The sequence below is a fragment of the Microcoleus sp. K4-B3 genome, from assembly GCF_036704615.1.
Lineage (GTDB): Bacteria > Cyanobacteriota > Cyanobacteriia > Cyanobacteriales > Microcoleaceae > Microcoleus.
The window spans coordinates 1-24,997 of sequence record NZ_JAUBSF010000030.1; the positions used below are offsets into that span (position 1 = coordinate 1).

Here is a 24,997-nt window from a genome sequence, read left to right on the forward strand (position 1 = left end):
ACTAATTATGAAATGGAACCGAAAGATAAAAAATAAAGGCAACTTAGTTAATGCAGTTTAGATGTTTAACAGCTTATCCGTGTCAAAATCCGTCTCGTGCCTTCTTTTTTTTTTGCTGCTTCTCACTGAAATTTCTGTTTTTCCACAGTTCCCAAATCCAACTTAGCCCGCAACTCTTCCTTAATCCGATTTAAAATAGAATCCTCATCCAAAGAAGACAAAATCTTGCTCACAACAGCCTTTGGCCCATCATCTCCCCAAGAAGCACCGTTAGCCAAATAAGCCTTAGTAACTTGACCGATACCGTAGGAAGAAACCCCCGCGATCGCAGCTTGCGTCACAGCTACAGACAAATAAGGCCCTAAAGCCAAACCCCCTGTCGCGGGCGTCGCCAAACCCAACAATCCTTTCAAAGAACTCAAACCAAAATTAGCCAACAATTCACCTGCCGTAATCCCCCCCATACTAATCGCAATCTTTTGCAGCAATTCCACCGCGCCCGCTTCCGTCATCGCAATGCCGTAAACTTTAGATAAAGTTAAGATCATCACCACATCAATTACCGCACCGCTAAGAATATCAATTACTGTAATTGGATTAAGTGCGATCGCCACCGATTTCGTCATTACCGCGTTCCAGATAATTCGATTAGCTGCGTTATCTCGAATCTCCATTTTTCGCTGCACCAACTGCTCGTTAATATCCCCCGCACAGAGCATCGTATTCAGCGCGACCAAAGATTTGCCTTCTCGGTCTAAAATCTCCAAAATCTTTAATTTTAAATCTTGCACTTGTGGCAAACTGCGAGTCATTTGCACGCCCATACTTCCGTCGGGACGGCGCACCGCCCTCGCCGTCAAAGGCGAAGCCGCCGCCATCACAATTTCATCGGGAGACAACAATTCTCTCACGCGATCGTCTCGAATTTTATGATAAATTGCCAGCCTGTCTGCATCGGGATACTGGTCAATTTTATTAAACACTAATAACATCGGTTTTCCGGCTTCCCGCAACTGAGAAAGTGCTGCGTATTCCACCTTTGTAATGTCGCCAGCAACTACAAACAAAATCAAATCTGCTTGTTTAGCAACGCGGCGGGCTAAAAGTTCGCGAGTTTCGCCGTCAACTTCATCTATTCCCGGAGTATCGATTAATTCAACTTGCGACAAACGGTAAATAACTGGCGAAAGTCGATCGGGCAAATTCTCATCAATTCCCTCTCCGACATCCCACTGACCGATAGTCGTCGTGCGAGTCACCCCGTGAGTCGGGCCAGTTTCAAACACATTTTGACCTAGCAGCGCGTTCAAAACCGAAGATTTTCCCCTTCCCACCATCCCAAACACAGCTATTTGCACGCAAGCGCGCTCTAGCTTGTCGAGCATTTTCTCCAACCCGCCAATTTCCGGTTCTAGTCCAGTTCGCTCTTGAACTGTCAAGTCGAGATTTTCTACTATATCTCGCAGAGCATCTTTAGCGTGGCGCAGGTTGAGTTCTGCCTGAATGTCTGCGAAGCTTAAAATTGTGTCATCTAATTCTCGATCGACATTTGAAAAATCCGAGGCTTCAGTCATTGTTACCTGATGTTATAGCTTTGCTTCACTTAAAGTTTCAACCGATACCATGCCATTCTAGCTTTTTCCGTCTGCTTTGTACATTAGGGGCACGGCAATGGCGTGTTTATAATCCGGGTAGGGAGACAGAAATGCTGTGTCCTTACCAGGATTAGGACACAGCATTGCTGTGTCCCTACAGATATGATGTAAAACCTGTTTAATTTACAACAATGATTAACCGTCTCCAAATAATAGCCAGTTATCCATTTCCTTTACGTGTGATAATTTTCCTATTAATCTTGCTAGCAATTTGGCTGCCGCTAGCAGCACCAATTTATCTCTTAGTTAAAGATAGTAACCTAGCAACTATTCTGACAATGGGATTGTTGTTTACTGAGTTTCTGTTCCTAGTGCCGCGCTGGGGAAAACAGGTTTACGGACAAACCCAATTACTCAAAAGTTACGGTTTAATCAATACGCGAAAAAACGGTTTTGAGCTTTTAATCGGATTGGCGATCGGGCTTTTGCTCACTTTCAGCTTATTTGCGGTGCAAGGACTGTTCGGCTTAGTCGCGTGGCAAAATTCTGATAATTTGCCGAGAATCATCGCAGAAGGGCTGTTAAGCGCCCTTGGAGTCGGTTTTGCGGAGGAGTTGGTATTCCGGGGTTGGTTGCTCGACGAGTTGCAGCGGGATTACAATTATAAAATATCTCTGTGGGCGAATAGCCTGGTGTTTGCCCTATCTCATTTTATCAAACCTGTGGCGGCAATGCTGGGGAGTTGGCCGCAGTTTCCGGGGTTGTTGTTGCTGGGTTTGATTCTGGTTTGGGGAAAAAGATCGCGCCAAAATCGCCTCGGTTTGTCGATCGGGCTTCATGCAGGTTTAGTCTGGGGATATTACACGATCAACATCGGGCAGTTAGTGCGATATTCGGCATCTGTTCCCGACTGGGTGACAGGAGTTAACGGCAATCCGCTAGCTGGGGCGATCGGGCTGTTGTTTTTGAGTGTCTTGGCTGTGGGAATGCGAAAAATGTCCCAACAGTCCAAAGGTTTGTAATATATCCATCAGGTGCGTCGCTATGAGATTGTTGGTATTTAGTTAGGAATTTATCGCAGGCGACACACCCTACAACTACTGCTGTTTTAGCAAAGGCATTATCAGATTAAATTGATATTTAGAGATTATTTAGGTTATAAATTATTTCTTGAGAACGCTTGATCGCAATAGTAGCAATCGCAGATAATAAGGGAAAATTATCGTCATAGTCTGCTTGATTTCGATATCGGCGCAAAACTGCTAAATTATTGGCGATTAATTGATATCTTGAGTCAGGATTAATATCAAATTCTTGCCAAACATAGCGGTGAATATCGCTAGTTTTTGGCAGGGAATGACCTTGTTTATCTCGCAAATAGTTCCGCGCTAAGATAAAAGCAGCATAATAGGAACGACTGATAGCATCCCTCAATCGCGCCTCCTGTTCAGCAGGAATAGTTGCTTTACCAGCAAGTTCTTTTGCTAAATTTAGGTATTGCGACCAATCAAAACTCATCAGTATATTCCAAAATCGTATAAAAATGCTCCCGAATTTCATGGGATAATCCCCTAGACCAATTTTTACGCAATTGGTCTTCTCTATCCATTGCTTCATCGGGATCGAGGTCTGTCAAGATGATTGAGAGAACCAGATGAACATAGTTAGGGATTTCGGGGTCATTGATGACTTGAAGTAATAGTTTTTGTTCGGGAAAATAATTGCTAATTTGAACGGGTGCTTCTAGCACAACGGGAAGTAAAAACGGATATTGGTTAATAAATTCAATAACTTCTGTTTTGTCTCGGAAAATGTATGATTTTTCTAGGGTTTCGATGTCTGATTGGGAAATGAGGAAAGGCGCGACTCTTGGTGCTGATATCTTGTCTAAAATTAAGGATGCTATGGCATTTTGTTCTGCTTCGGGTAGTTGAGAGACGGTGGCAAAAGTTTCTTCTAATAGGTTATTCATTTTGTAAATCTCATATGCGACTATTCGTGAGAAAAATCAATATTTCTAATTATAATCTGTTGTGGGGTGAATCTGAAAAAAAATATTTTTAGTGCTACGCGCGAGAGGGAAAAAAGAAGAAGTGTAAAGGGCAAAAGGGCAAAAGAGCAAAGGACTAAGAAGTCCATGCAGCCGTACACACAACCCGAAAACCCGAGTAGGAGCGAAATTCCGGCATACTAAAGTAGCGAGCAGCAGCGCGGCAAGTGACGGCAACATGGAACCACGAACCCCCGCGCAAAAGCCGGGTTCGTTTATCATTCTTAATGTTGACTAATAAATGACCGTTTTGATAACTATTATCATTATCTTTCTCGTCCCACACTCTGCCATTTTGCGGCGCACCTTCATAGCTATCGTGCCAAGGATCTGCACACCATTCACTAACATTCCCGTGCATATCGTATAAACCAAAGGCATTCGGTGGAAAACTCCCCACATCCGTTGTTTGTTTGCGGTTAAGTCCTTTGGGTGCAGAACCGTAGGGAGAATCGCCGGAATAATTAACTAAATCTGGGGTAATTGTTTCGCCAAAATAGAAAGGTGTTGAGGTGCCGGCGCGACAAGCATATTCCCATTCTGCTTCTGAGGGTAAGCGATAATTCTTGCCTGTTTTTTGAGAAAGTTTTTGGCAGAATTCTACAGCGTCATACCAGGATACATTTTCGGCAGGACGTTTCCCGCCGTTGAAATAAAAACGGTTATTTCCCATTACTGCGTCCCACTGTTTTTGTGTCACCTCATATTTTCCCATAAAAAAAGGGCCGACAGTAACATTATGCTGTGGTCCGTCACTCTTAAATCGCCCTGCTTCCGTATTGGGGGAACCCATTACAAAATTGCCCCCTGGAATTGCGATCATGTCTATCGTAACACCATTGCCGAGATTATCTGTAAAAAACTTTGCTTCTCCTTGGCGGTGGTTATTAATTTTCCCCGTTGAATTGACTGTTACCGTTTCAAAATTAAAAGTTTTTAAGGAAATTGAGGATGCTTGAGGCGGTGGATTTTCGGGTGATAGTTTTGGGGAGGAATTTTCAGGTGAATAGGGAGACCATTTGTTGCCAAAATTTTGAGTCACTACTGCAATAACAAACCCCGCGCCGGCAAAACCACCTAATTGTAATAAAGTTCGCCTTCTCGTATTAGGTGAAACAACAGGTAAGGGAATAGGTAAAGAGGAATTACGTGGAGATGCTACAGGATTTACCTGATTCTGATTCCTTGAAGCATTAGGCAACAAAGATGAAAGTGCTTGCAATGCTTCACCTGCATTTTGATAACGCTGACTGAAATGATCGCGCACCATTTTATCTAAAACATTCGCTAAGTTATTGCTCACTTGCGCCCGATTTCGCCAAATAACTTCTCCCGTCTGCGGATCTTCTGGTAAGGTATGAGGAGGTTGACCAGTCAAGGCTTCAATCCCAATCATCCCCACTGCATGAATATCACTAGCAAGTCTAGGTTTCCCGCTGGCTTGTTCACTCGGCATATAACCAGGAGTACCAATTGCAATAGTTAACTTCGTTTGCCCTTGAGCATTCATAACTATCGTCCTAATTTCCTTGACAGCCCCGAAATCAATCAAGATAATTTTGCCATCTTGACGGCGCATTAAGTTAGCAGGTTTCAGGTCGCGATGAATCACATTTTGCTGATGAACAATGGCTAAAACTTCTAATATCTCGTACAATAATTTAATAGCATAGGATTCGCTTAATTTTTTACCTAGAATCAGTTCTTCCGTAAGGTCATGTCCGGCGATAAAATCTTGCACCAAATAAAATTCCCCCTTTTCCTCAAAGTGATCGAAAAGCGTGGGAATTTGGTCGTGTAGCTTACCCAATTTATCCAGGGTTTGAGCTTCTGTGTCGAATAAGCGTTTGGCAATTAGTAAAAGGTCAGGGTAAGCATTTTGCGGTTTAAGATGTTTGACAACGCACTGGGGATGTCCGGGTAAGTCTAAATCTTTGGCAAGGTAGGTGTGGCCAAAAGCGCCTTTGCCCAAGAATTTGATAATTTGATAATGATTGCGGAGGGTACGACCCAGCATAGTTTTCAGGGAATGCAGTGGAAGTTAGGCTCTATTGTCGCACAAGAGGGAATTAAATGGTTAAACTCAGAATCGTTTCCGCAGCTATACTGCTAATTAGTGCTAGTTGTTCATCTCCCGCACTAGCACAAAATCCTGCACAACCAAAGCAAAATAACTCTTTAGTTCAAGTGCAGCCAACGCAAGAACAAATTCTCAATGCTTGCGTGCAGAATCAGGTTGAAACCCTACCCAATCCTTTTACCGATGTACCTTCCAATCACTGGGCTTACAAAGCTGTTTTGACAATGTATTATTGCGGGGCTTACCGAGAAGGGACGCCACCTGCTTTAATTAAAGAATTACTGGAATCGGGACCTCCTATTAGAGAAAGTTCGCCTTCCCGAGCGCCCTTTCCCAATTTCCCATTACAGCCATTTCCCGTGATTAATTAAAGAATTAGTGGAAGCGGGATATCCTACTAAAGGAAGTTTTTATTCCCGATTACCTTTGCCACATTTCCCATTACCAAGATTTTAAAACTGAGCCCGAACCGTAAACGAATAATCCCCACCTGGTTCTAATTGATAATCCCATTTTTCCAGAAAGCGGTGCAGCGGTTCCTGAATCAATGCCCTACCCTGAGAAGGCTCAAGTATCAGTGTTTTTTCTGCCGTGAAACGCCACTGAAACTGCCACTCAAAATTGCCGGCAGTCACTTCACCCTCAATCGTGCCTTTTTGCCAAGATTGGCCAGTAACCCGGACATATGCAGTTGTTTCTGGCAAACGTCTCGAACTCACCTTTTTGTTTCCGCGTTTGTTTCTGCAATTGTGCGACTATTGTAAAGGCTCATGGCTTTTTCTACTCCTTGGTGCAGACTTAGTTCCACAGCTTCTACAACCAGTTTAAGCACTTTCTCTACTAACTGACTTTCCTCTGAGGAAAATTTTCCTAACACGAAGGAAATCGTATCTTTCTCATTTTTAGCAGCATCGTTTTGAGGTTTGCCGATGCCAATCCGCAAGCGGGGAAATTTGTCTGTCCCCAAATGAGAAATTGTCGATTTCATCCCGTTGTGTCCGCCGGCCGAACCGGCAAGCCGCATTCTCAATTTCCCGATCGGCAAATCCATATCGTCGTATACTACTAACACAGACTCCGCAGGTATTTTGTACCAATCCGTCGCCGCCCGAATCGCTTGACCCGACAGATTCATGTAAGTAAGCGGTTTCAGCAAGCGGATTTTCTGTCCCCGCGGCCGGTTTCCCTCGCCAAATATGCCTTGAAATTTGCGATTTTCCGACAGCGAAATCTGCCAAGATTTAGCCAAGGCATCGACAGCATTAAAGCCTATGTTGTGTCGGGTGCGATCGTATTTAGGTTCGGGATTTCCCAAGCCAACTATTAACTGGGGAATCACTAACTCCGCTGGTGTTTCCGACTTCTGAGTGTTGTTCATTTAAATGTCTGCGGTATCTTCCTTAGCAGCCGCGAGTTTTTCTGGTTCCGGCTTGCTGGCGACAGCTTCTTCTAACTGCTTGGCTTCCCGCTTGAACTCTGACTCAAAATCCCGCGAAGCATCCTGAAATCCCCGAATTGCCTTGCCCATACTGCGACCGATTTCAGGTAATTTTTTCGGACCGAATACCAACAAGGCGATCGTAAAAATAACTGCCATTTCCGGCAAACCAATGCCAAAAATATTCATGGTTTTTGTCCTGCAATTTGTTTAGTTACTTCCTGTTTATTTAGGGAAAAAGTAATCACAAGGGTAAGGAAAAACGGAAAAACTTAGCTTTTACCCTTTCTCCTCAACCCTCAGCTTTTACTTTTAGCTTTACTGTTTTGCGATCGAGTTTTAGCGGCCGAGACTCGACCAATCGACATCCACATTCTCCAGAATCAGCGAAGAGTTGTAGATTTGCAAAATAATCAACAAAAACACGAAAAACAGTCCAATGAACACGCTCATCAATAGCGTGGTTCCCCAGCCGGGGGCTACCTTGCCGTATTCTGAGTTAAGGGGTTTGAGTATATCTCCTAACCAAGTCCGTTGTGCCATAAGTCACCTGCAATGAATCTCTACAGAAAAGTTTGACATATTTCTACCGCTAATTGCGATCGCAATTTCTCAGAAGTGCGGGACACTGGGGGAGCCGGAGCGGGGGAGGGGGAGTGGGGGAGCGGGAGACAGGCAGAGTGTCCGAGGATTTGAGGCTTTTTCGACCTCGCCGTAAAAGATATAATTTGAATGGGTGACAGTTTAATTAACTCTCAATAGTAACGATCTCCCCCTCTCGCCCTCTCCCCTTTTTCGCTGCCATACCGTACCGCGCCTAAAATCACTAGACTTTCAGACGGATTGTTATTTTTTGTAATATTATAGAGTGGAGCACTCATAATCGATCAAAAATATGGAACCCGCAGCAGTTCTCGGCATTTCTCTCGGTGTGTGTCTGGTGGCAATCACCGGTTTCTCGATATACACGGCTTTCGGCCCTCCCTCTAAGGAATTGAGAGATCCTTTTGAAGAACACGAAGATTAAAGAAGAAGGAAGTTCGGCAACGGATTTTGTAACGGATTTTGTAACGGATGGAAGGAAGAAAGCCCTTCGGCTTCGCTCAGGATAAAAAGAGGGAAGAAGTCGGAGGGAAGTCGGAAGAGGGAATATTTTCACAATTATCCCCCTACCCCACTCTCCCACTCTCCATCGGGGGCAAGCACTCTTGGCATCGCCCCTACAAAACTTCTCTCTGACTCTCCCAGTCAATGCTATCTTCTTCAAAAACACACTAAATCTATATTTAAGAAATCTATCTTCCAGTTAAAGTAAAAATTATCAAGTTTCAGGCAAAAGCATAATGGGCAATACCTTTGGGCATTTATTTCGGATATCGACATTTGGGGAATCTCACGGCGGCGGTGTGGGAGTAATAATTGACGGTTGCCCGCCCCTGGTGTCGATCGACGCATCGGAAATTCAAGCCGAACTCGATCGCCGCCGCCCCGGTCAAAGCAAAATTACCACGCCCCGCAAAGAAGCAGATACGTGCGAAATTCTGTCGGGGGTGTTTGAAGGCAAAACTTTGGGGACGCCGATCGCAATTTTAGTCCGCAATCAAGACACTCGCCCCCAAGATTACGGCGAAATGGCGACTACCTACCGCCCTTCCCACGCTGACGCTACCTACGATGCTAAGTACGGAATTCGTAACTGGCAAGGCGGAGGTCGAAGTTCGGCGAGGGAGACAATAGGTAGAGTAGCAGCAGGGGCGATCGCTAAAAAAATTCTCAAACAAGCAGCAGGAGTCGAAATAGTCGGCTACGTCAAACGCATCAAAGACTTAGAATGTGTCGCCGACCCGGACACTGTTACCTTAGAACAAGTAGAAAGCAATATAGTCCGCTGTCCAGATGCCGAATGCGCCGAAAGAATGATTGAACTGATCGAAAAAGTTCGTGACAGCGGAGATTCGATCGGCGGTGTAGTCGAATGCGTCGCCCGCAACGTACCCAAAGGCTTGGGAATGCCCGTATTCGACAAACTCGAAGCCGACTTGGCCAAAGCCATCATGTCGTTGCCCGCCAGCAAAGGCTTTGAAATTGGTTCGGGCTTTGCCGGGACTCTGCTCAAGGGCAGCGAACACAATGATGAATACTATACTGATGACAAGGGTGTAATTCGTACAGTGACGAATCGCTCCGGTGGAATTCAGGGCGGTATTGCTAACGGCGAAAATATCATTTTGCGGGCGGCATTCAAGCCAACTGCGACAATTCGCCAGCAGCAGCGCACAGTTACCCGAGAAGGCGAAGAAACACTGCTGGCTGCCAAAGGGCGGCACGACCCTTGCGTTTTGCCCAGAGCTGTGCCAATGGTGGAAGCGATGGTAGCTTTAGTGTTGTGCGACCACCTGCTGCGCCATCACGGACAATGTGGAACCTTAAAGCCTGAATTTTAAAATGGAAATCAGCTTGTCCTCTGTAGCGGCAACTCCCGTTGATTGCCCTCAACCCTCCGAATCAATCAAAGGTATAGATGATTTTGTAGTACAGTTCTGGGGCGTGCGGGGCAGTGTTCCGACACCCGGACAGGAAACTGTTCGCTACGGCGGCAATACTTCTTGTTTGGAAATGCGAGTCGCTGGCAAACGCTTGATTTTTGACGGCGGAACTGGCTTGCGGATGCTGGGAGACCAGTTGGTGCAAGAAATGCCGGTGCAAGCTTATATGTTTTTTACTCACTATCATTGGGATCACATTCAAGGGTTCCCGCTGTTCGCCCCAGCTTTTATCCGCGGCAATAGCTTTGATATTTACGGGGCGACTCCGCCGGATGGAGATTGCATGAAAAGGCACTTTGTCGAACGGGTGCTGCACTCGAATTCGCCGGTGCCGCTGATGGGTTTGCAGGCAGATTTGAATTTCTACGAACTCAATCACAACCAGACGATGATGCTGGACGATATTGAGATTAGGACGGGTTCTCTGAATCACCCGAATACTGCTATGGGATATCGGGTGACTTGGCAGGGACGATCAGTTGTTTACTGTTCGGATACTGAGCATTTTCCCGATCGGCTAGATGAGAATGTCTACAATTTAGCCCTCGACGCTGATGTGCTGATTTACGATGCGATGTACACAGACGAGGAATATCACAACCCCAAGTCTCCGAAGGTGGGTTGGGGACACTCGACTTGGCAGGAAGCGGTGAGAATGGCTAAGGAAGCCCGGGTGAAACGAGTGGTAATTTTTCACCACGATCCTGCTCACACAGACGATTTTCTCGATCGCATCGCCGAAGACGTGCAAATCGCTTTTCCGAAGGCTGTCATGGCCCGCGAGGGTCTTATTTTGCCGATCGGCTTCTGAACATTCGCCTCCGGGGCTCGATCGAACCATCAACCGATCGAACCATAATTGTTATGTGAATATGTGGCTCTGGCCGCGAAACCAGATCCACAATTTTTTTTAATTTGCAGCAAACTCTTAACTGCATGGTATAATTCTTGCTTGTTAAGTTTTTAGGCAAAGTATTTAAGGTTTTTTTTATTGTTGAACCGCGTCCGCAAGACGCCAAGACGTAAGATAATTGGAGGATTGCCAAGGGTGAAAAGGTGACAGTTTTGAATGTCAACAAACACGGCGAGGCGAGGAGATCGCACGCCTGAGTGCTAGTCTGATGCCAGTAGACTTCCAGAAGCCTTGTTACAGATTAATTATTAAGGACAAAAACTGAAGTTATAGCTCTGATCAAATAAAAGCGCGATCGGTTTTTTCGGATCATGAATATTGACAACTCTGAAAAGCTAATAGCTTTTCGCTACAAGCTGAGAAATTTTTCAGCAGTCAATTTGACTAACAAGAAAGAAACGCTCGCTCTTAGGTTTGGCAGTAGCTGCGGCAAGCGAATGTTATGACTTGACTATCAAAATGGGAAATTTACGTTTTAGATCTTCAGCAACTCAATACAGATGGATTGCCTTAGGCAGTTTTGCTGTAATTATGGGTATTTCAGGCGCCCTGGCCTACCGCCTCGCCCCGCTCCCCGGATTCATGGCTCAAGGCACTCTCACTTCTAATAATCCGCCAGTCAAATTTTCGAGCACGGGCACGACAATTCTCAAGCAGGGAGAGCAACTGACCCCCGAGGTCCTGCTGGCAGATAATGTTGTCAAAGCAGTGGCAGATGCAGTTAAGCTGTCGCCCCAGCAAGTTCGACAGAATGCTAGTGTCAAGATTTCTAAGCCGGACCAACCCCTAGAGATTGTTGTTGGCTATCGCTCGCTCGATCGAGAGCAAGCAATCCAAACGGTGGAGATGTTGATGAAGGGCATGGTTGAAAAAAGCCGCCTGATTAACAGATATCGGTGGCAATCAGTCAATCAGTCGCTCAACCAACGCTTGGCACAAGTCACTCAAGACCTGAAACAAGCTCAGCAAAAACTCGACCAATACGAAAGAGAGCGCGCTCGCCTGTTACAGCAAATGAAGCTGCAGCAAGACTTTTACAACAAAACTCAGCTTGCAATGGCGGATACGCAAGCGTCGGAAAAAGAAATGGTCAGCAGTTTCGCCGCCGCTACAGTGCCGCAAATTGTGGCGACGCCCACGAGCGATCCGACTGTGCCTCTGATTTTGGGAATTGGCTTGCTGTTGGCGATTTTGGTCAGCCGGGGTTTGATTCCTTCGGTGGCGGATTGGAGGTACAAAGCAGCTTTTCAGCGAGAAGAGAGCGAAAGGCTCCAAAGTGCTTTGTACCGACTGATCAAAGAAGGTCGCGGCGAAATCACTCTGGTGCGTTTTGCGATGGAGACGCGGCTGTCGCCGGATGTCGCTCAGCGTTTTTTGAACCAACAAGCTGAAGTCTTTAATGCCAATTGCGAAATTAAAGACGACGGCAGCATCTTGTATCACTTCCACATTTAAAGGGCTGCGGGCGATCGCGTTTCACAGAAGACTTTAGCCGATCGGGCCATCACTGCTCGATCGGCTTGCCTTTTTGGTAATAAGACTTAGATCGAGTCCGGTCGATCGAGCATCCCGGTCTCGGTCTGCGCGGGTTTACTGGCTCTGTAACTTGTCTAGAGATTTTGGTGAACCCGCCGACGCGAGCTTAATTGCGGTGATTTTACCGGAGATGATATTACGATCGTCAACATAGTTTCTGAGCTTGTAGGGTGCATCAGGGTTCAAAATTGCTCGATCGACAAAGGTGTTGACGACCCTAGATCGCCCGAAGATTCTGCCAGTTGCGTCCAAGACTGTCTAAAAAATCAAGACTGTCTAAAAAATATTTTATTTTTGTGTTGCTCTCGCTTAAATATATGTCTAATTATAAAGAATCAGTAAATTTACGGTTGTTTTTTACCTGCGTTAGCGGATCGAGCGTTAATTTGTGGTTAAATATCTCTTAGGAGGTGTCTCACCTCCGTATAAATGCTTTAGTCTAGATCCATTCCTTGTTGAGGGAAGTTATGTAGTTTCACATCAGAAACTTCATGGGGCAAGAGCCTGAAATCAAACTCCCCTACAGAAATCCTACGTTTTCATTTTGAACTTTTGCAATCACCTAGAGGCAAGACAATGATTTTTGGAATAATTTGTTCTTTTTTCGTAGCTTACTTTTTGCTAATGTCGGTTGCTAATTACGGCGACACTGGAATGTAGACCTGTTAAGGCGCTCGTGCAGCGAGACATCAGGCAGCAGGCAAAAAAAAAGCAGTTTGAAAACTTCGATTAAGTCTCAGCTTGGGTCGTGTCTGTCGTGCTTGCTCTGGCAGGAAAATGGATGGATGAAGGAGTCGTTAAGTACCGCTGTGACTGGGAAGAGGCAGACCCTGTAGCTGCCGGGAACATAGCAGATTTGATGGACTGGCGCGATCGGCTCCACTCTTGGGGATTAATTGGGGTCTACGAAAATGGCATAGGGTTTGGGAATGTCAGCGTCAGGCTCGGCAATTCTTGCCAATTCGTGATTTCGGGAACCCAGACTGCACACTTGAGGACTCTGGGGCCAGAATCATACTGTACTGTTACCGAATTTAACTTAGAACAAAATTTCCTCGGCTGCCGGGGCCCCGTACCAGCTTCGTCGGAGTCTCTGACTCACGGGGCCCTGTACCTTCTGAGAGACGATGTGGGCGGGATAATTCACGTCCACAACCCTCAACTATGGCAGCAACTGCTGTTTAAGATTCCTACTACTAGAAAAGAAATACCTTACGGCACTCCCCAGATGGCGTTAGAAATGTCTAGACTTTTTGAGGAGGAGAATTTGGCAGAGCGCAAAATTCTGGCGATGGCCGGTCACGAGGACGGAATTATCTGTTTTGGCAGCACCTTGGACGAAGCTGGCAAAGTGCTTTCTGCTGCGATCGGTTAGACGTGATATCTGGCACTATTCTCAAAAAAAAGCTCAGAAACCTGGTTTATTGACAAAAAATCTAGGATTTTAGGTGGGTCTGCGGCAAGAAACTAAAGTGATGACGTGGGTGCCTGATGTGAGTTAAACTGGGCTTGACCCTTGACCTCTAGCCGATCGAGCGATCGATCTAGCCTCACGGGTTCCAAACTTTTAAAGTGCCTCTTGCCTCTGCGGTAAGGGAAAGATATTTTTAAAGAGAAACAAACTATATAGCAAAAGCTGAGAGTCATCGTGAATCAAACTAAACTTGTAAGCTCAAAAGAACTGCAATCAGAGGTATCTCGTCTCACCGAAGAGCTGCAAATGCGCGACCAATTGGTGCAGCAGTTGTCTCAAGAACTTTTCAGGCTGGTGAAGGGAAATTCGAGTTTTGTGCCGGCGCCGGAAGTTTCCGATCGCCACCAAGCTCAAATGCAGGCGATGCGGGAACAACTGCAAGCTGTTGAAGAACAGGTGAGTTTTTATCAGGAACAAATCGCGGAGCGGGATGCTGAGGTTTACCAACTGCGGCAGTCGGTGCAGGAATTGACGGATCGCTCTCGGATGCTAGAACAGGTGGTTCAGGAATTGCCTGGGGTTTACCGCCAGAAGTTTGCCGAACGGATCGAGCCAATTAAGGAAAAATTGGATCAACTGCAAAAGGAAAACCGCCAGTTGCACACTGAGTTGCAAAGCGTAACTTACCGTCTCGCTGTGCGGAGCCGCAAGGCTAAGGGCCTGGATCTTCCGAGCGTGGATGCTGAGGACGATCGGGGCATTCAAATGCCGAGCTTTGGCAATGTCTAAGGTTTTGATTGTGGCGGGTGGTGAGAAAAATCCGGCCGCAATTCTCAAGGCGGCGATCGCTCAATCTCATCCTTTAACTGAAGTCGATATCTGTGGGGTTTCTGAACTCAATTCTGGTGTACTCGCTCCGGGTGGGGCGATCGTTTGTCCTTTGACGCTGGATGTGCCAGAAAATCTGGTTTTTCCGGGTAGGGACGTGTTTCGATTTTGTGGCAATGTTTCGGCGGCGCGCGATCGAGTGTCCCAGGAGTTGCAAGTACCCGTCGGCGATGGCAATTTTTGGCTGCCTGTGGTGTTGACGCCAAAGGGCCCACTGTATGCTGAGGCGATCGGTGCGGAAGCTGACAAGCAGTCTGGCGAGTTGAGTTACTCTCAACCGGTGCATTTGTCGGATCTTTGGCGGCAGCAGTTGTACGAGTTGGCTTACCGCTTGCTAAATCTTTTAAATGCGCCGCCGGCGACTTATTTGATGCAGTTCGGGTTTGTAGGGGAAAGGATTTGTTTCGATCGACTTTGGCCTTTTCCGGCTGCACCTGCGATCGCTTCTGTCGGCGTTCAAGTACCCGATTTATTTGTCTGTCATTGGTATTGCTTGACAAATAAGCCTATCTATGATACACAAATTTGCTCTGCGGTTATTTGAAGTCTATGGGAAAGTTGAGATTTGAGATTTGAATCTTGGGAGATCATTTTAATCAAGCAACTAGAGCCGGAGTTTCAGCGGAGATAACTTGGTCGAAACTGTCGAAGATTTCAAAGAGTTGGTCGAGTTGAGTAATTTCAAATATTAGCCGGACTGTTGCTGAGAGGTTGCAGATGACGAAGCGACATCCCCGGTGGCGGGCGGCGTTGAGTCCGCCGACTAAGGCGCAGATCCCGGAACTGTCGATGAAATCTACGTCCGCCATGTCAATTACCCAAAGTTTATGGCGATCGGGCGCAATTTCTGCTAGCTGTTGCTGGAGGAGGCTGCCTGCTTGGGAGTCGAGGCAGTTTTGAGGCTGGAGGACGATGGGTTGGTTGAAGTTGGAAAATTCCATAGCAGTTATCCTAGGATTGTAAAGTATGAATAAGTGAGTTCAGTTGCTGATTCTGTTGAAAGAATCAGGGGATTTCAGCTAAGGTTGGAGGAAGGGCGATCGCCCTTGTGGGAATCGGTGGGGATAGCCGTGGTGATAAATTTAGCAGGAAACTGGCTAGCGATCGCGCGGAACGCAACCGCATCAATTCTCTATTAATTTATTATGCCTGAAAGGCCAATTTTTATGTGAACCAGCGATCGCGAGTTTAGTGTGTTCTTCATCACAGGGAAAGATTGCACTATTGGCTGAATCGAGTCAATATATAAATGTATTGAGCTTTGCAAAAGTTTACGAAGGCAGTATCGAATGTCTTTTGAGTTTTTATCGTTAGAGACTATTCAGCAGTTGGCGCGCGATTACGGCTACTGGGCAGTATTTCTGGGAATTCTGCTGGAAAATTTGGGAGTTCCTCTTCCAGGCGAGACAATTACGATTGCTGGCGGGTTTTTAGCTGGCAGCGGGGAACTGAATTACTGGTATGTACTCGGCAGTGCGATCGCCGGTGCGACTGTGGGCGGAAATTTCGGTTATGCGATCGGCAGGTACGGCGGCTGGCCACTGCTGCTGAATCTGGGAAAATTTTTCCGCTTTCGGGAAGAACAACTGTTTGACTTAAAAGAACAGTTTAGCCAAAATGCAGCTAAAGCTGTTTTTTTGGGCCGTTTCATTGCACTGCTGCGAATTTTTGCTAGCCCCCTAGCGGGTATTGCAGAAATGCCTTTTTGGAAATTTTCTCTGTTCAACATTCTGGGTGCTGCCAGTTGGGCATCTGTAATGGTAAGTTTATCCTACTTCTTGGGACAAGTTGTGTCTTTGGAGAAGTTGGTAGCTTGGGCGGCTCAATTTGCGGTATTTGCTTTGCTGTTAGCAGTTGCTTGGATTGCAATTCCTATTTGGTTGGAGTCGCGGAGTTTGGATAAGACTAAGTAAGATTGGTGGTTAGACTTTTTGCAAGAGTTCGAGATTTTCTGTTTTTCACCGCAGATGAACGCAAATAAACGCAGATATTATCTATTTTTGCAAAAAGTCTAATCATTGTCGCTCGCCTATTAATAAGTCAGGACTTCTGTATTCAAAATCATCAAGTTGGTAGCGCGAATTTCAGTCCTCCAACTCATTTGTGACAATCTAAAGAGAAGGCAGTATAATGAGGCTGCGGCGTTCAATTCCCAGGTGGTAAAATGTCCGAAACTGACCCGTCCAAGAAAAAGCGATTTACAAAACCGGCGACCGATCCAGATAAATGCGCCGAAATGGCTAAAAAATACGGCTGGGATTATCAGAGATTTATTCCTAATAACGACCCTGTTTTGAAGGTAGACTGTGAGTTTGTAGGAGAAGAGATTAACTTTCAGGAGCTGTGGTATGACCACCAAGATTAATTCGATAAAATGCAAGCCAACCCTGAAGATTTACCGCACTGACGGTGCACAGACTGGATGGGAGAAAAGGCTCGATGCCATAGGTTCTGGTACTTACTTGCTGCACGAAGAAATGGATTATTCCAGAAACCGAACTCTCCCTAAAATTGGGGATCGCTTGGGAGAATCTAAACGTTTCGCAGACGGAGAAATTTACCACCGCCAAAGCGACTGGTTAGTCGCAAAAGTACAGTCCTATCCGGCTGTTGGCGAAGACTGCGACTGGGATGAGCTCGTACTTTGCTACTGCCAGTTTGAGCCAATAGAGTCTCAGTGGGAGAGAGTCGCTACTTTGGAGGAAATTGTGGCGCAACAAGTAGCTAAAGATACGGGTTTGGAGGTAGTTAAGAGTTGAGAGATCGCACTTCAAAACCTGTTGACCCATCCGTCAAATAGTGCTGTGAACAAATGAGAGGAGAGGAAGTGCGCTATGACATTATTTGATACTCAGTCGATTGCGGATATGCTATTGATTTTGGGGAAAGTTTCACCGCAGCACTTCTGAAAAATCTGAAGGACATTGTATGTCGGGAAAGTTAGTAGCTGTTGGTTTTCCAGGAAGCTCTTTTGATGGTTGATTGCTTTCGCATAGTCTACTTTGTGTAGATGTATATTCGCCATCAGAGTTTTTAGTTAAATAAACTAGACCAGTATAGTTTTTCAATCCATCTCTCTTAGCTAAACCAATTGATTGAACAAAACGCTTATCGTTGCTTAAAACAATGCTATACGAGTAATTTTCTGTTTCTGACTTTATACCTAATTGCAATTTTTCTATGCTAGGCGAGAAACTGGCATTTTCAGCGTAAAAAGCTTGTTGTCCTCTGTTCATTGAACCAACATACTGTTTTGCTTCTGCCTGTCTCGCCTTGTTTTGTTGATTTTGGAGATTAACTACTTGAACATTAGCGGGCAGTGTCGTTTGCTCAGATATTTTTTGAAAAATCCTTGCATTGGAACTAAAAGATGTGGGTCGAGATTCTCCAAGATTATCTAATTCTAAACGCAAGTGATCATCTGCCATTAAATCAAAAATTGTCCTCGCGGTAATTTTACCTCCTACTAATATATCCAGGTCTTTTTGTTGAGGATTTACGTTAGTCTGATACTCCATTTCGGTAGCTGAAGTAGGCGTATCCAAAATAAATAACTTCCCTTCCTGCGTAAAGATTAATGTTACAGACTGACCTGAAACTTGCCCTTGCCATTGACCTATCAATTTTTTAGCAACAGAATTATCAGGAGTTGCAGTAGCTACAGAAGTTGAAGTTGAAGTTGAAGTTGAAATTGAAGAAGTTTTAGGGTTCAGTAAATTATATAATCCAAAGCCGGCTAAGGCTAACACTAAAGTCGAGCTAGCACCAATTAAAGCCCATTTCCAAGGCGCAAGATTAGAGTTATTTTGAGGGGGAGTCATAAGGATTGATTTGAGTTGAGTATCTACAGATAGAAAGCTACGCTACTATTAATTAACTATTGAGAAGTCAGAGTCACAGTATAGTTTGTGTTCCCTCCTTTTTCTTGAACCTGAAGAATATAGTCATCCGCACCTAAACTTCTTTTAATTGTTCCGGCAGAAGTGCTATAAGCAGAAACGCTATCTATTTGTTCTCCATAATCTATAACCCCATTACCATTTGTATCAACATAGAGCCACATTCCAACTTGGTTAGTTACTTGATCTAAGACAACGTTGACATTACTGGTACTCTGCAGACTAAATAAGTAATATTTTTGGCGATTTGGGCGATTTAAAGAACCAGTGTGACTAAAAGTCTTACGCTCTTGCAAAGATTTAAGATTAATTGCATCATTTGTATTGTTAACAAGTTGAAGGTTATAGTCACTATTGCCCCCCTTAAATTGAACAGTAGCAATATAGCTGTCTGGCCCTAAAGTTCTACTAATTGTTCCGGTAGAAGTGCTATAAGCTGAGGTACTATCTATCTGTTCTCCAGAATCTATGACTTTATTACCATTGGTGTCAACATAGAGCCACATTCCAATTTGGTTAGTTACTCTATCTAAGTAAAGACTGACATTGCTTGGCTTATCTATGGTGAAAAAGTAAGATTTTTCCTGGTCTTTGGAGGTGAGGCGATCGCTAAAAATGCGACTTTCTTTTAAAATACCAATATTGGGATCGCTGGATTTTCGTGGTTCTACGACAGGTTTTTGGTCAATATCAGGTGTTTTCGTTGGGGATGGCGAAACTGGCGCTGGAGTCTCCGATGTAGGAGAAGGAGTGGATGTCGGTGATGAAGAAGGAATAGGATCTTGTTTAATAGGCTCAGGTGAAGGGGAAGAGCTAACTGTGCTTGGTGGAGTTGAAGCGACAGGTGTAGGTCCTGGTGAATTTGAACATTTCAAAATACCAAATTTACATAGAACACTATCTCCAACCAGCCAAGTTCCTATATTCGCTACATTTGCGGCCGCAACTAAACCGCCTGCAATACCTCCCAAAACTATAGCAATCCCTATTCTTCTTGTCGGTCCGCTAGGGCCTCCACTACCGCCACTAGTGCTACCAGTTCCACTGCTGCCACTACCACCGCTACCAGTTCCACTGCTACCACTTCCACCGTTTCCACTACCACCGCTACCACCAGGTGACATTAATAATTTCCTCTTATACTAAGAATTGTTGTTCAGCCACATTGCTTTTCAATAACTAGCCTGATGTTGTTGAGAACGACATCAGGCTAGTACCGTTACTTTTTGCCGATTTTCACCTAATCATCTTTTATATTCAGATCCTTAACGAAGAAGCTATCGAATAGATTATTGCCAAAAACCAATCCTGTTAACGCCCAACTTCCATCGGTATAGCGCGAGAATGTCGCTTCCCCCGGCCCCGAAAAGTTTTGCTCGCTTATTGTACCAAGCATGTCTGTTTTGACAATTAAATTTGATACCTGTAAGGTAGCTACAGCAGTATTATCTGGATTTTCCCGAACTCCTGCTATCTCAATTGTTCCACTTCTGGAAGCTTTCCATTTATTAACTATTTTTTCGGCTTTTTTTGTAGAAAGTGACTTATCTTGTTTAATTAAGTCACACCCCGTAGTTAAAGTAGACAATACTCCTACACTACCAATGTAAGACAAGGTAATTAAACTGAATGTTAGCAAATTTTTACTTAACATGGAGCTTCCTGTTACTCAATTAATGAGCGGCAAAATTTTACCGAGGTTGGGGTCTTTATGAGACTCAATCAATACTGTTTCTGTTGATTACATTCCATATTATCAAATCTACATCTGTCTTAAAAATCAAATAAGTAACACAGAAGTAGTTAAAAAGTAGTATAAAAGTAATAACAAAGTCTAGAGACCAAGTGGTTGGACGGTTATGCTAAAATCTGGTATTAGGGAGAAATTATATCTGTCAGGAGACTTTGACACATGACAGTTGACGAAGCCATAGAGATCGCAGAAACAGCCCTCAATTACGATCGCCTCAACAAAGTTCAAGAGCTAGTGTTTCGTCAATCTTGGGAAGGAAGGTCTTACGGAGAAATAGCTAAAACTACAGGATATCAATACGATTATATCAAAGCTACGGGTTATGAATTATGGAAATTACTATCACAGGTATTAGGGGAAAAAGTCAAACAAAATAATCTCAAATCAGTCTTAAAGCGATACTTACGGCGGAGTCAAGTGAATTTACAGCGAAATCTGACGATCGAAGTCAACCTCAGCGGTGCAAATCTCAGTGGCGCTAACTTAAATGGAGCTAGAGTAGTTGCTAACTTCATTGAAACAGATTTGTCTCAAGCTGATTACCAAGGATCGATCGCACCTAATGACAAGACAGCATCATCTGAAGAATTGACAGATATTGAAGATGAACAAAACCAGGAAATTCAACCTGACTCTGAAGACGAAATTAACTGGAACGGTTTTCGCCTTCACTCTGACGCACAAGTGAAAATTGCCGAAATACTCGATCGCACTTCCACTCTCTTCATCCCCAACTCCCAACTCCGACTCGCAACACCGGAAGGGAGACAAAATTTAGAAGCGGACTTTCTGATATTTCATCAAGGTAAATTAGGGATGCTGAAAATTGACAGCGAATCATCGGATCAAAACGCAACTGAAGATGAAGCGTGCAGGGTTTTCATAGATTCTGGCATCTGTCTTGTCAAGCATTACGATCCTACCCGATGCAGCGAACAACCGGATCTAGTGGTGCAGGAGTTTTTGGAAATATTGAGTCAGGCGTAGGAAAGTTTTAAATCTGCTTTTAACTGTTGTAAGTCTATTGTTTCTCCCCTCTGGGCTTGTTGAATGCCCGATCGCAAATGCGTCATAAATTCGCGATCGGATAGAATTTCTATGGTTTCTAACAGAGATTCAAATTGTTTAAAACTGAGCGCAATGATTGCCGGTTTCCCATCCTTAGTGATGATAGCTGGCTCTGCTGCTAAGTCATCGCGCTACTTTGGCAGTTGTTGTGGCGCTTCTGTAATTGTCAGGTATTTTGGTATATTTGCAGGGGTTGATTTTTATACTTATTATAGCGTGGTTAATCCACCACAATATCTTCGTTGGTAAATGTAACATCCTCATAAATAGCATCCATGCTAGCGCGAAAGTCCACGCTAGCCAAGTGAATTTCGCTTCCTTCAGTATAGGAATACAAAACCCACAATCCTTCTGCATTGCGACGAAAACACTCTACTCGCTGCCGCTTTTGACTAATTAACACATACTCTTGAAGCGTTTCTAAATTCTGGTAATCAGCAAACTTATCTCCGCGATCGAATCCTTCAGTTCCATCAGACAAAACCTCGATAATTAAACAAGGGTATTTTTTAAAAGATTTAAAAGCTCTGTCTCGCTCGTCGCAGCTTACCATCACGTCAGGATAGTAGTAGATATTTGCTGTATCAATTCGGGCTTTCATGTCTCCAGTGTAGAGCTTACAGCCATTGCCCCGGACATGATCGGTAAGTGTTTTGACTAAGTTGACACATATTGTCACATGAGATTCAGTAGCACCCGCCATTGCGTAGGTTTCGCCCTGAATATACTCATGTTTAATCTGGCTGAGTTCTTCTAATTTCAGATACTCTTCCGGTGAGATATAATTTTGGCTTTGATTTGCAATCATTGGCTTTCTATTGAGTTTTTTAGGATTGTAGATGCCGATTACTTCTATTATACAAAACTCATTAGGATTTTTAAATTATTTGCTCTATACTTTAACAAATAAGGTGGGCAATGCCCACCCTACTCTTAGTCCGCGAAGGCGGACTTTGTTTGTGTAGCCCCGAATGACCTTCGGCAGGTTAACATCGGGTTTCTAATCCGATTGTAATTAACACTAACCCCGATTTTTCTCCGACCAAATGCGGGTTGGCAGTCCCCAAACGTAGACAAACCCTTCGGCGGCTTTGTGGTCGAATTCGTCCTCCGCACCGTAAGTTGCTAAGTCGAAACTGTACAGCGAGTTTTCGGATTTGCGGCCGACAATTGTGGCATTTCCTTTGAACAGTTTGAGCCGCACAGTTCCAGTTACTCGCTTTTGCGTGTCCTGAATGAATGCGTCTAACGCAGTTTTTAAAGGATTGTACCAAAGGCCGTTGTAAATCATTTGGCTGTAGGTTTCTTCGATGCCCCGCTTGTATCGCGTTACATCTGCTGTTAGCGTCAAACTTTCTAAGTCTCGGTGCGCGTGCATTAACACTAAAATCGCTGGTGTTTCGTAAATTTCCCGCGATTTAATCCCGACTAGGCGGTTTTCAATCATGTCGATGCGCCCGACTCCGTGATTTCCAACTATTTCGTTGAGTTGGGAAATTAAGGCAACTGGTGATAAATCTTTGCCGTTCAAACTGACAGGATTTCCGCACTCGAAACCGATTTCTAGGTATTCCGGTGTGTCGGGAGTTTGCTCGATCGCCTTTGTCATCAAATAGACTTCTTCCGGCGGTTCCGCCCAAGGATCTTCGAGGATTCCGGCTTCAATTGCCATTCCCAATAAGTTGCGATCGATACTGTAAGGCGAAGATTTTTTCACCGGCGACGGAATGCCGCATCTCTCGCCGTATGCGATCGTTTCCTCGCGGCTCATTTTCCACTCCCGCGCCGGTGCTAAGATTTTAATCTTGGGGTTGAGCGCGCCGATCGACACATCGAACCGCACTTGGTCGTTTCCCTTACCCGTACACCCGTGGGCGATCGCATCTGCACCGTATTTTTCCGCAGCTTCTACTAACAATTTAGCAATTAGCGGGCGAGCCAGCGCCGTAGAAAGGGGATAGCGATTTTCGTAAAGTGCGTTAGCTTGAATTGCTGGAAACGCATAGTTTTTGACAAATTCCTCGGTAGCATCGATTACCAGCGATTCCGAAGCACCGGATGCCAAAGCTTTTTTGCGGATTGGTTCTAATTCGTCTCCCTGTCCTAAATCCGCGGCCAGAGTAATTACCTCTTCCACACCCCACTCGTTTTTGAGGTAAGGAATGCAGACGGAGGTATCGACTCCGCCAGAATATGCTAGCACAACTTTTTTAGCGCGACTCATTGCTATTTACATCCTGAATTTAACTGACATCTTGCACCATTTACTATAATCCCGCTCCGGGGCGGGCAAGATGCCCAACCCACAAGAAAATTTAATTTGTGTGGAACAGGCCCGAAAGCCTGTTTCTGAGAATGGTGCAAGATATCGGATTTAACCGACTTTTCATTATGCACCTAATTGAGATCGATTCTTGTCAGAAATAGTACAGATTTATATATTCTTTTTTTGCTAAACTTTGCTATTTTGCGGGGGAGTTGCTGCGGAAAATCTGTTACCGTGGGATACGGTAACTGCGGCGATGGGGAAAAAGCGTGTTTTTTAGTGTTGTAATTCCGACGTACAATCGTAAACCGATTTTGGCAAAATGTCTACTGGCTTTGGAAAATCAGGAGTTCGGTGAGATTGTCAGAGAGTATGAAGTAATTGTCGTGGACGACGGCTCGACGGACGGAACCCTGGAGTGGTTGGCGGCAAATGCCGACTTGTTGCCTCATGTGCGATCGATCGCCCAATGTCACCAAGGCCCCGCCGCTGCCAGGAATTTGGGCGTTGAAAATGCTAAGGGCGAGACGATTATTTTTATTGACAGCGATTTGGTCGTTACGGAGCATTTTTTGCAAGCACACGCAGATGCTTTGCTACAGGGTTACAAAGATACTGATGCGGTTTTTACTTACGGTAGCGTGATTAATACTTGCAATTTCGACAATCCTACTTCCGAACCTTACAAAATAACGGATTTTTCGGCGGCTTATTTTGCTACGGGAAATGTGGCGATAGCCCGCCACTGGCTGCTGGCTGCAGGACTGTTTGACACTCGGTTTCAACTGTACGGATGGGAAGATTTAGAATTGGGCGTCAGGTTAAAAACTTTAGGTTTGAAACTGATTAAATGTCCGGCTGCTGTCGGCTATCACTGGCATCCACCTTTTAGTTTAGAGCAAATTCCTGGCATGATTGACAGAGAAATTCAGCGGGGAAGAATGGGAGTTTTGTTTTATCAAAAACACCCAAGTTGGGAAGTACGAATGATGATTCAAATGACTTTTTTGCACCAAATACTGTGGGGAGTTTTATCATTGGGCGGGATGCTGAACGAGCGGACGATGACTCCTTTTTTGCAGTGGTTGATTGACCAAGGCAAGCCGCAGTTAGCTTTAGAAATTGCTCGGATTTTTCTGAATTGGTATAACGTTAAAGCCGTGTACGCCGCAAGCGGGAAATTGCAGACCGAGACAAAGATACCATAAATCAGGCCGAGGTGCAAATAAAATATAAGATATTCTAAGAATTTTTCAGAGCGCATTGGTGTCAACTTAAGCTCCAATGTAGTAACGGTATACTGTTTTACAATTATGCCTAAATCCCCCTAGCCGTGCTTAAGAAGGGCAATTTAGGGGGTTCAAGACTTGGATACAAACAAGACAGACAAAGGATTTTAGTCTTAAGTTGACACGAATAGTCAGGGCTGGTTTAGTTGCCGTTTCTAGTAAGTATATCTACTGAAAAAACCTAACACCGAGCCACCCAGTAAATGCAGGCTAAACCGGGTTATAGACACTGTAAAAGTTTTACGTTTAATCAAAGTTGCTT

30 protein-coding genes are annotated in these 24,997 nt (G+C 44.8%); 15 read left to right on the forward strand and 15 right to left on the reverse strand.

What is annotated here, in order from left to right:
- Positions 1-122: 122 nt before the first annotated feature.
- On the reverse strand, positions 123-1,574 hold the full coding sequence (locus QUA78_RS15085) for a GTP-binding protein (protein WP_333398884.1): 1,452 nt from the start codon (positions 1,572-1,574) through the stop codon (positions 123-125).
- 212 nt (positions 1,575-1,786) lie between these two features.
- On the opposite strand from QUA78_RS15085, the gene QUA78_RS15090 reads away from it, so the two are divergent.
- A complete protein-coding gene (locus QUA78_RS15090) occupies positions 1,787-2,617 on the forward strand; it encodes a CPBP family intramembrane glutamic endopeptidase (RefSeq protein WP_333306887.1) in 831 nt (276 codons plus the stop codon).
- A gap of 118 nt (positions 2,618-2,735) precedes the next feature.
- On the opposite strand, the gene QUA78_RS15095 is transcribed toward QUA78_RS15090, so the two are convergent.
- From QUA78_RS15095 to QUA78_RS15105, 3 genes are all read right to left on the reverse strand, one after another.
- On the reverse strand, positions 2,736-3,113 hold the full coding sequence (locus QUA78_RS15095) for a HEPN domain-containing protein (protein WP_333306889.1): 378 nt from the start codon (positions 3,111-3,113) through the stop codon (positions 2,736-2,738).
- A complete protein-coding gene (locus QUA78_RS15100; RefSeq protein WP_333306890.1) occupies positions 3,103-3,567 on the reverse strand; it encodes a hypothetical protein in 465 nt (154 codons plus the stop codon). The genes QUA78_RS15095 and QUA78_RS15100 overlap by 11 nt, the downstream gene beginning before the upstream one ends.
- Positions 3,568-3,721: 154 nt before the next feature.
- Positions 3,722-5,662, reverse strand: a complete 1,941-nt coding sequence (locus QUA78_RS15105) for a bifunctional serine/threonine-protein kinase/formylglycine-generating enzyme family protein (RefSeq protein WP_333306892.1) — start codon at positions 5,660-5,662, stop codon at positions 3,722-3,724.
- Between the two features lie 56 nt (positions 5,663-5,718).
- Between QUA78_RS15105 and QUA78_RS15110 the strand changes: the two genes are divergently transcribed.
- Complete coding sequence (locus QUA78_RS15110) at positions 5,719-6,096, forward strand: S-layer protein (protein ID WP_333306894.1); 378 nt, start codon at positions 5,719-5,721, stop codon at positions 6,094-6,096.
- Positions 6,097-6,177: 81 nt separating this feature from the next.
- Here QUA78_RS15110 and QUA78_RS15115 read toward each other — a convergent pair whose 3' ends face one another.
- The 4 genes from QUA78_RS15115 to psbH all read right to left on the reverse strand — a co-directional run bounded on the left by QUA78_RS15115 (position 6,178) and on the right by psbH (position 7,706).
- On the reverse strand, positions 6,178-6,444 hold the full coding sequence (locus QUA78_RS15115; RefSeq protein ID WP_333163143.1) for a DUF3146 family protein: 267 nt from the start codon (positions 6,442-6,444) through the stop codon (positions 6,178-6,180).
- Positions 6,441-7,103 carry an aminoacyl-tRNA hydrolase gene (gene pth / locus QUA78_RS15120; protein ID WP_333071067.1) on the reverse strand — a complete coding sequence of 221 codons (663 nt, stop codon included), beginning with the start codon at positions 7,101-7,103 and terminating at the stop codon, positions 6,441-6,443. Before pth ends, QUA78_RS15115 begins: the two co-directional genes overlap by 4 nt.
- A complete protein-coding gene (locus QUA78_RS15125; protein WP_333303434.1) occupies positions 7,104-7,352 on the reverse strand; it encodes a TatA/E family twin arginine-targeting protein translocase in 249 nt (82 codons plus the stop codon). It abuts the gene before it with no gap.
- Positions 7,353-7,502: 150 nt separating this feature from the next.
- Entirely contained in the window at positions 7,503-7,706 is a 204-nt protein-coding gene (gene psbH / locus QUA78_RS15130) for a photosystem II reaction center phosphoprotein PsbH (protein WP_006633692.1), read from the reverse strand.
- Between the two features lie 352 nt (positions 7,707-8,058).
- Here psbH and psbN point away from each other — a divergent pair, with 352 nt between their 5' ends.
- The 7 genes from psbN to QUA78_RS15165 all read left to right on the forward strand — a co-directional run bounded on the left by psbN (position 8,059) and on the right by QUA78_RS15165 (position 15,004).
- Positions 8,059-8,190: a photosystem II reaction center protein PsbN gene (gene psbN / locus QUA78_RS15135; RefSeq protein WP_006633693.1), complete on the forward strand. Its 132-nt coding sequence runs from the start codon at positions 8,059-8,061 to the stop codon at positions 8,188-8,190.
- 316 nt (positions 8,191-8,506) lie between these two features.
- Positions 8,507-9,607 (forward strand): chorismate synthase, encoded by a 1,101-nt coding sequence (gene aroC, locus QUA78_RS15140; RefSeq protein ID WP_333303435.1) that lies wholly within the window; start codon positions 8,507-8,509, stop codon positions 9,605-9,607.
- A 1-nt stretch (position 9,608) separates the two neighbouring features.
- Positions 9,609-10,520, forward strand: a complete 912-nt coding sequence (locus QUA78_RS15145; RefSeq protein WP_333163148.1) for an MBL fold metallo-hydrolase — start codon at positions 9,609-9,611, stop codon at positions 10,518-10,520.
- 633 nt (positions 10,521-11,153) lie between these two features.
- Positions 11,154-12,077: a hypothetical protein gene (locus tag QUA78_RS15150; protein WP_333398885.1), complete on the forward strand. Its 924-nt coding sequence runs from the start codon at positions 11,154-11,156 to the stop codon at positions 12,075-12,077.
- 862 nt (positions 12,078-12,939) lie between these two features.
- Positions 12,940-13,533, forward strand: a complete 594-nt coding sequence (locus tag QUA78_RS15155) for a class II aldolase/adducin family protein (protein ID WP_333303452.1) — start codon at positions 12,940-12,942, stop codon at positions 13,531-13,533.
- A gap of 273 nt (positions 13,534-13,806) precedes the next feature.
- On the forward strand, positions 13,807-14,361 hold the full coding sequence (locus QUA78_RS15160) for an Npun_F5560 family protein (RefSeq protein WP_172189697.1): 555 nt from the start codon (positions 13,807-13,809) through the stop codon (positions 14,359-14,361).
- Entirely contained in the window at positions 14,354-15,004 is a 651-nt protein-coding gene (locus tag QUA78_RS15165) for a hypothetical protein (RefSeq protein ID WP_333303437.1), read from the forward strand. Before QUA78_RS15160 ends, QUA78_RS15165 begins: the two co-directional genes overlap by 8 nt.
- Before the next feature lie 52 nt (positions 15,005-15,056).
- Here QUA78_RS15165 and QUA78_RS15170 read toward each other — a convergent pair whose 3' ends face one another.
- Complete coding sequence (locus tag QUA78_RS15170; RefSeq protein ID WP_333303438.1) at positions 15,057-15,401, reverse strand: STAS domain-containing protein; 345 nt, start codon at positions 15,399-15,401, stop codon at positions 15,057-15,059.
- A gap of 33 nt (positions 15,402-15,434) precedes the next feature.
- On the opposite strand from QUA78_RS15170, the gene QUA78_RS15175 reads away from it, so the two are divergent.
- From QUA78_RS15175 to QUA78_RS15190, 4 genes are all read left to right on the forward strand, one after another.
- On the forward strand, positions 15,435-15,599 hold the full coding sequence (locus tag QUA78_RS15175; protein ID WP_333303439.1) for a hypothetical protein: 165 nt from the start codon (positions 15,435-15,437) through the stop codon (positions 15,597-15,599).
- A 150-nt stretch (positions 15,600-15,749) separates the two neighbouring features.
- Complete coding sequence (locus QUA78_RS15180) at positions 15,750-16,373, forward strand: DedA family protein (RefSeq protein WP_333303440.1); 624 nt, start codon at positions 15,750-15,752, stop codon at positions 16,371-16,373.
- Positions 16,374-16,624: 251 nt separating this feature from the next.
- Positions 16,625-16,825: a hypothetical protein gene (locus QUA78_RS15185; RefSeq protein ID WP_333303441.1), complete on the forward strand. Its 201-nt coding sequence runs from the start codon at positions 16,625-16,627 to the stop codon at positions 16,823-16,825.
- Complete coding sequence (locus QUA78_RS15190) at positions 16,809-17,219, forward strand: hypothetical protein (protein ID WP_333303442.1); 411 nt, start codon at positions 16,809-16,811, stop codon at positions 17,217-17,219. The genes QUA78_RS15185 and QUA78_RS15190 overlap by 17 nt, the downstream gene beginning before the upstream one ends.
- 132 nt (positions 17,220-17,351) lie before the next feature.
- On the opposite strand, the gene QUA78_RS15195 is transcribed toward QUA78_RS15190, so the two are convergent.
- The 3 genes from QUA78_RS15195 to QUA78_RS15205 form a co-directional block, all read right to left on the reverse strand.
- Positions 17,352-18,281, reverse strand: a complete 930-nt coding sequence (locus QUA78_RS15195) for a type IV pilin-like G/H family protein (protein ID WP_333303443.1) — start codon at positions 18,279-18,281, stop codon at positions 17,352-17,354.
- A 56-nt stretch (positions 18,282-18,337) separates the two neighbouring features.
- On the reverse strand, positions 18,338-19,483 hold the full coding sequence (locus QUA78_RS15200; protein ID WP_333303444.1) for a hypothetical protein: 1,146 nt from the start codon (positions 19,481-19,483) through the stop codon (positions 18,338-18,340).
- A gap of 116 nt (positions 19,484-19,599) precedes the next feature.
- On the reverse strand, positions 19,600-20,013 hold the full coding sequence (locus QUA78_RS15205; protein ID WP_333303445.1) for a hypothetical protein: 414 nt from the start codon (positions 20,011-20,013) through the stop codon (positions 19,600-19,602).
- Between the two features lie 258 nt (positions 20,014-20,271).
- Between QUA78_RS15205 and QUA78_RS15210 the strand changes: the two genes are divergently transcribed.
- The gene (locus QUA78_RS15210) at positions 20,272-21,099 is read left to right on the forward strand and encodes a pentapeptide repeat-containing protein (RefSeq protein ID WP_333303446.1); all 828 of its coding nucleotides are present in this window, start codon (positions 20,272-20,274) and stop codon (positions 21,097-21,099) included.
- Here the strand turns inward: QUA78_RS15210 and QUA78_RS32870 are convergent.
- The 3 genes from QUA78_RS32870 to QUA78_RS15220 form a co-directional block, all read right to left on the reverse strand.
- Complete coding sequence (locus tag QUA78_RS32870; protein WP_445302378.1) at positions 21,090-21,284, reverse strand: type II toxin-antitoxin system Phd/YefM family antitoxin; 195 nt, start codon at positions 21,282-21,284, stop codon at positions 21,090-21,092. The two genes, QUA78_RS15210 and QUA78_RS32870, sit on opposite strands and share 10 nt — an antisense overlap.
- A 116-nt stretch (positions 21,285-21,400) precedes the next feature.
- Positions 21,401-21,988 (reverse strand): Uma2 family endonuclease, encoded by a 588-nt coding sequence (locus QUA78_RS15215; protein ID WP_333303447.1) that lies wholly within the window; start codon positions 21,986-21,988, stop codon positions 21,401-21,403.
- A 213-nt stretch (positions 21,989-22,201) separates the two neighbouring features.
- On the reverse strand, positions 22,202-23,404 hold the full coding sequence (locus tag QUA78_RS15220; RefSeq protein WP_333303448.1) for an argininosuccinate synthase: 1,203 nt from the start codon (positions 23,402-23,404) through the stop codon (positions 22,202-22,204).
- Between the two features lie 311 nt (positions 23,405-23,715).
- On the opposite strand from QUA78_RS15220, the gene QUA78_RS15225 reads away from it, so the two are divergent.
- Positions 23,716-24,654, forward strand: coding sequence for a glycosyltransferase (locus QUA78_RS15225; RefSeq protein ID WP_333303449.1), 939 nt, complete (start codon positions 23,716-23,718; stop codon positions 24,652-24,654).
- Positions 24,655-24,997 lie beyond the last annotated feature (343 nt).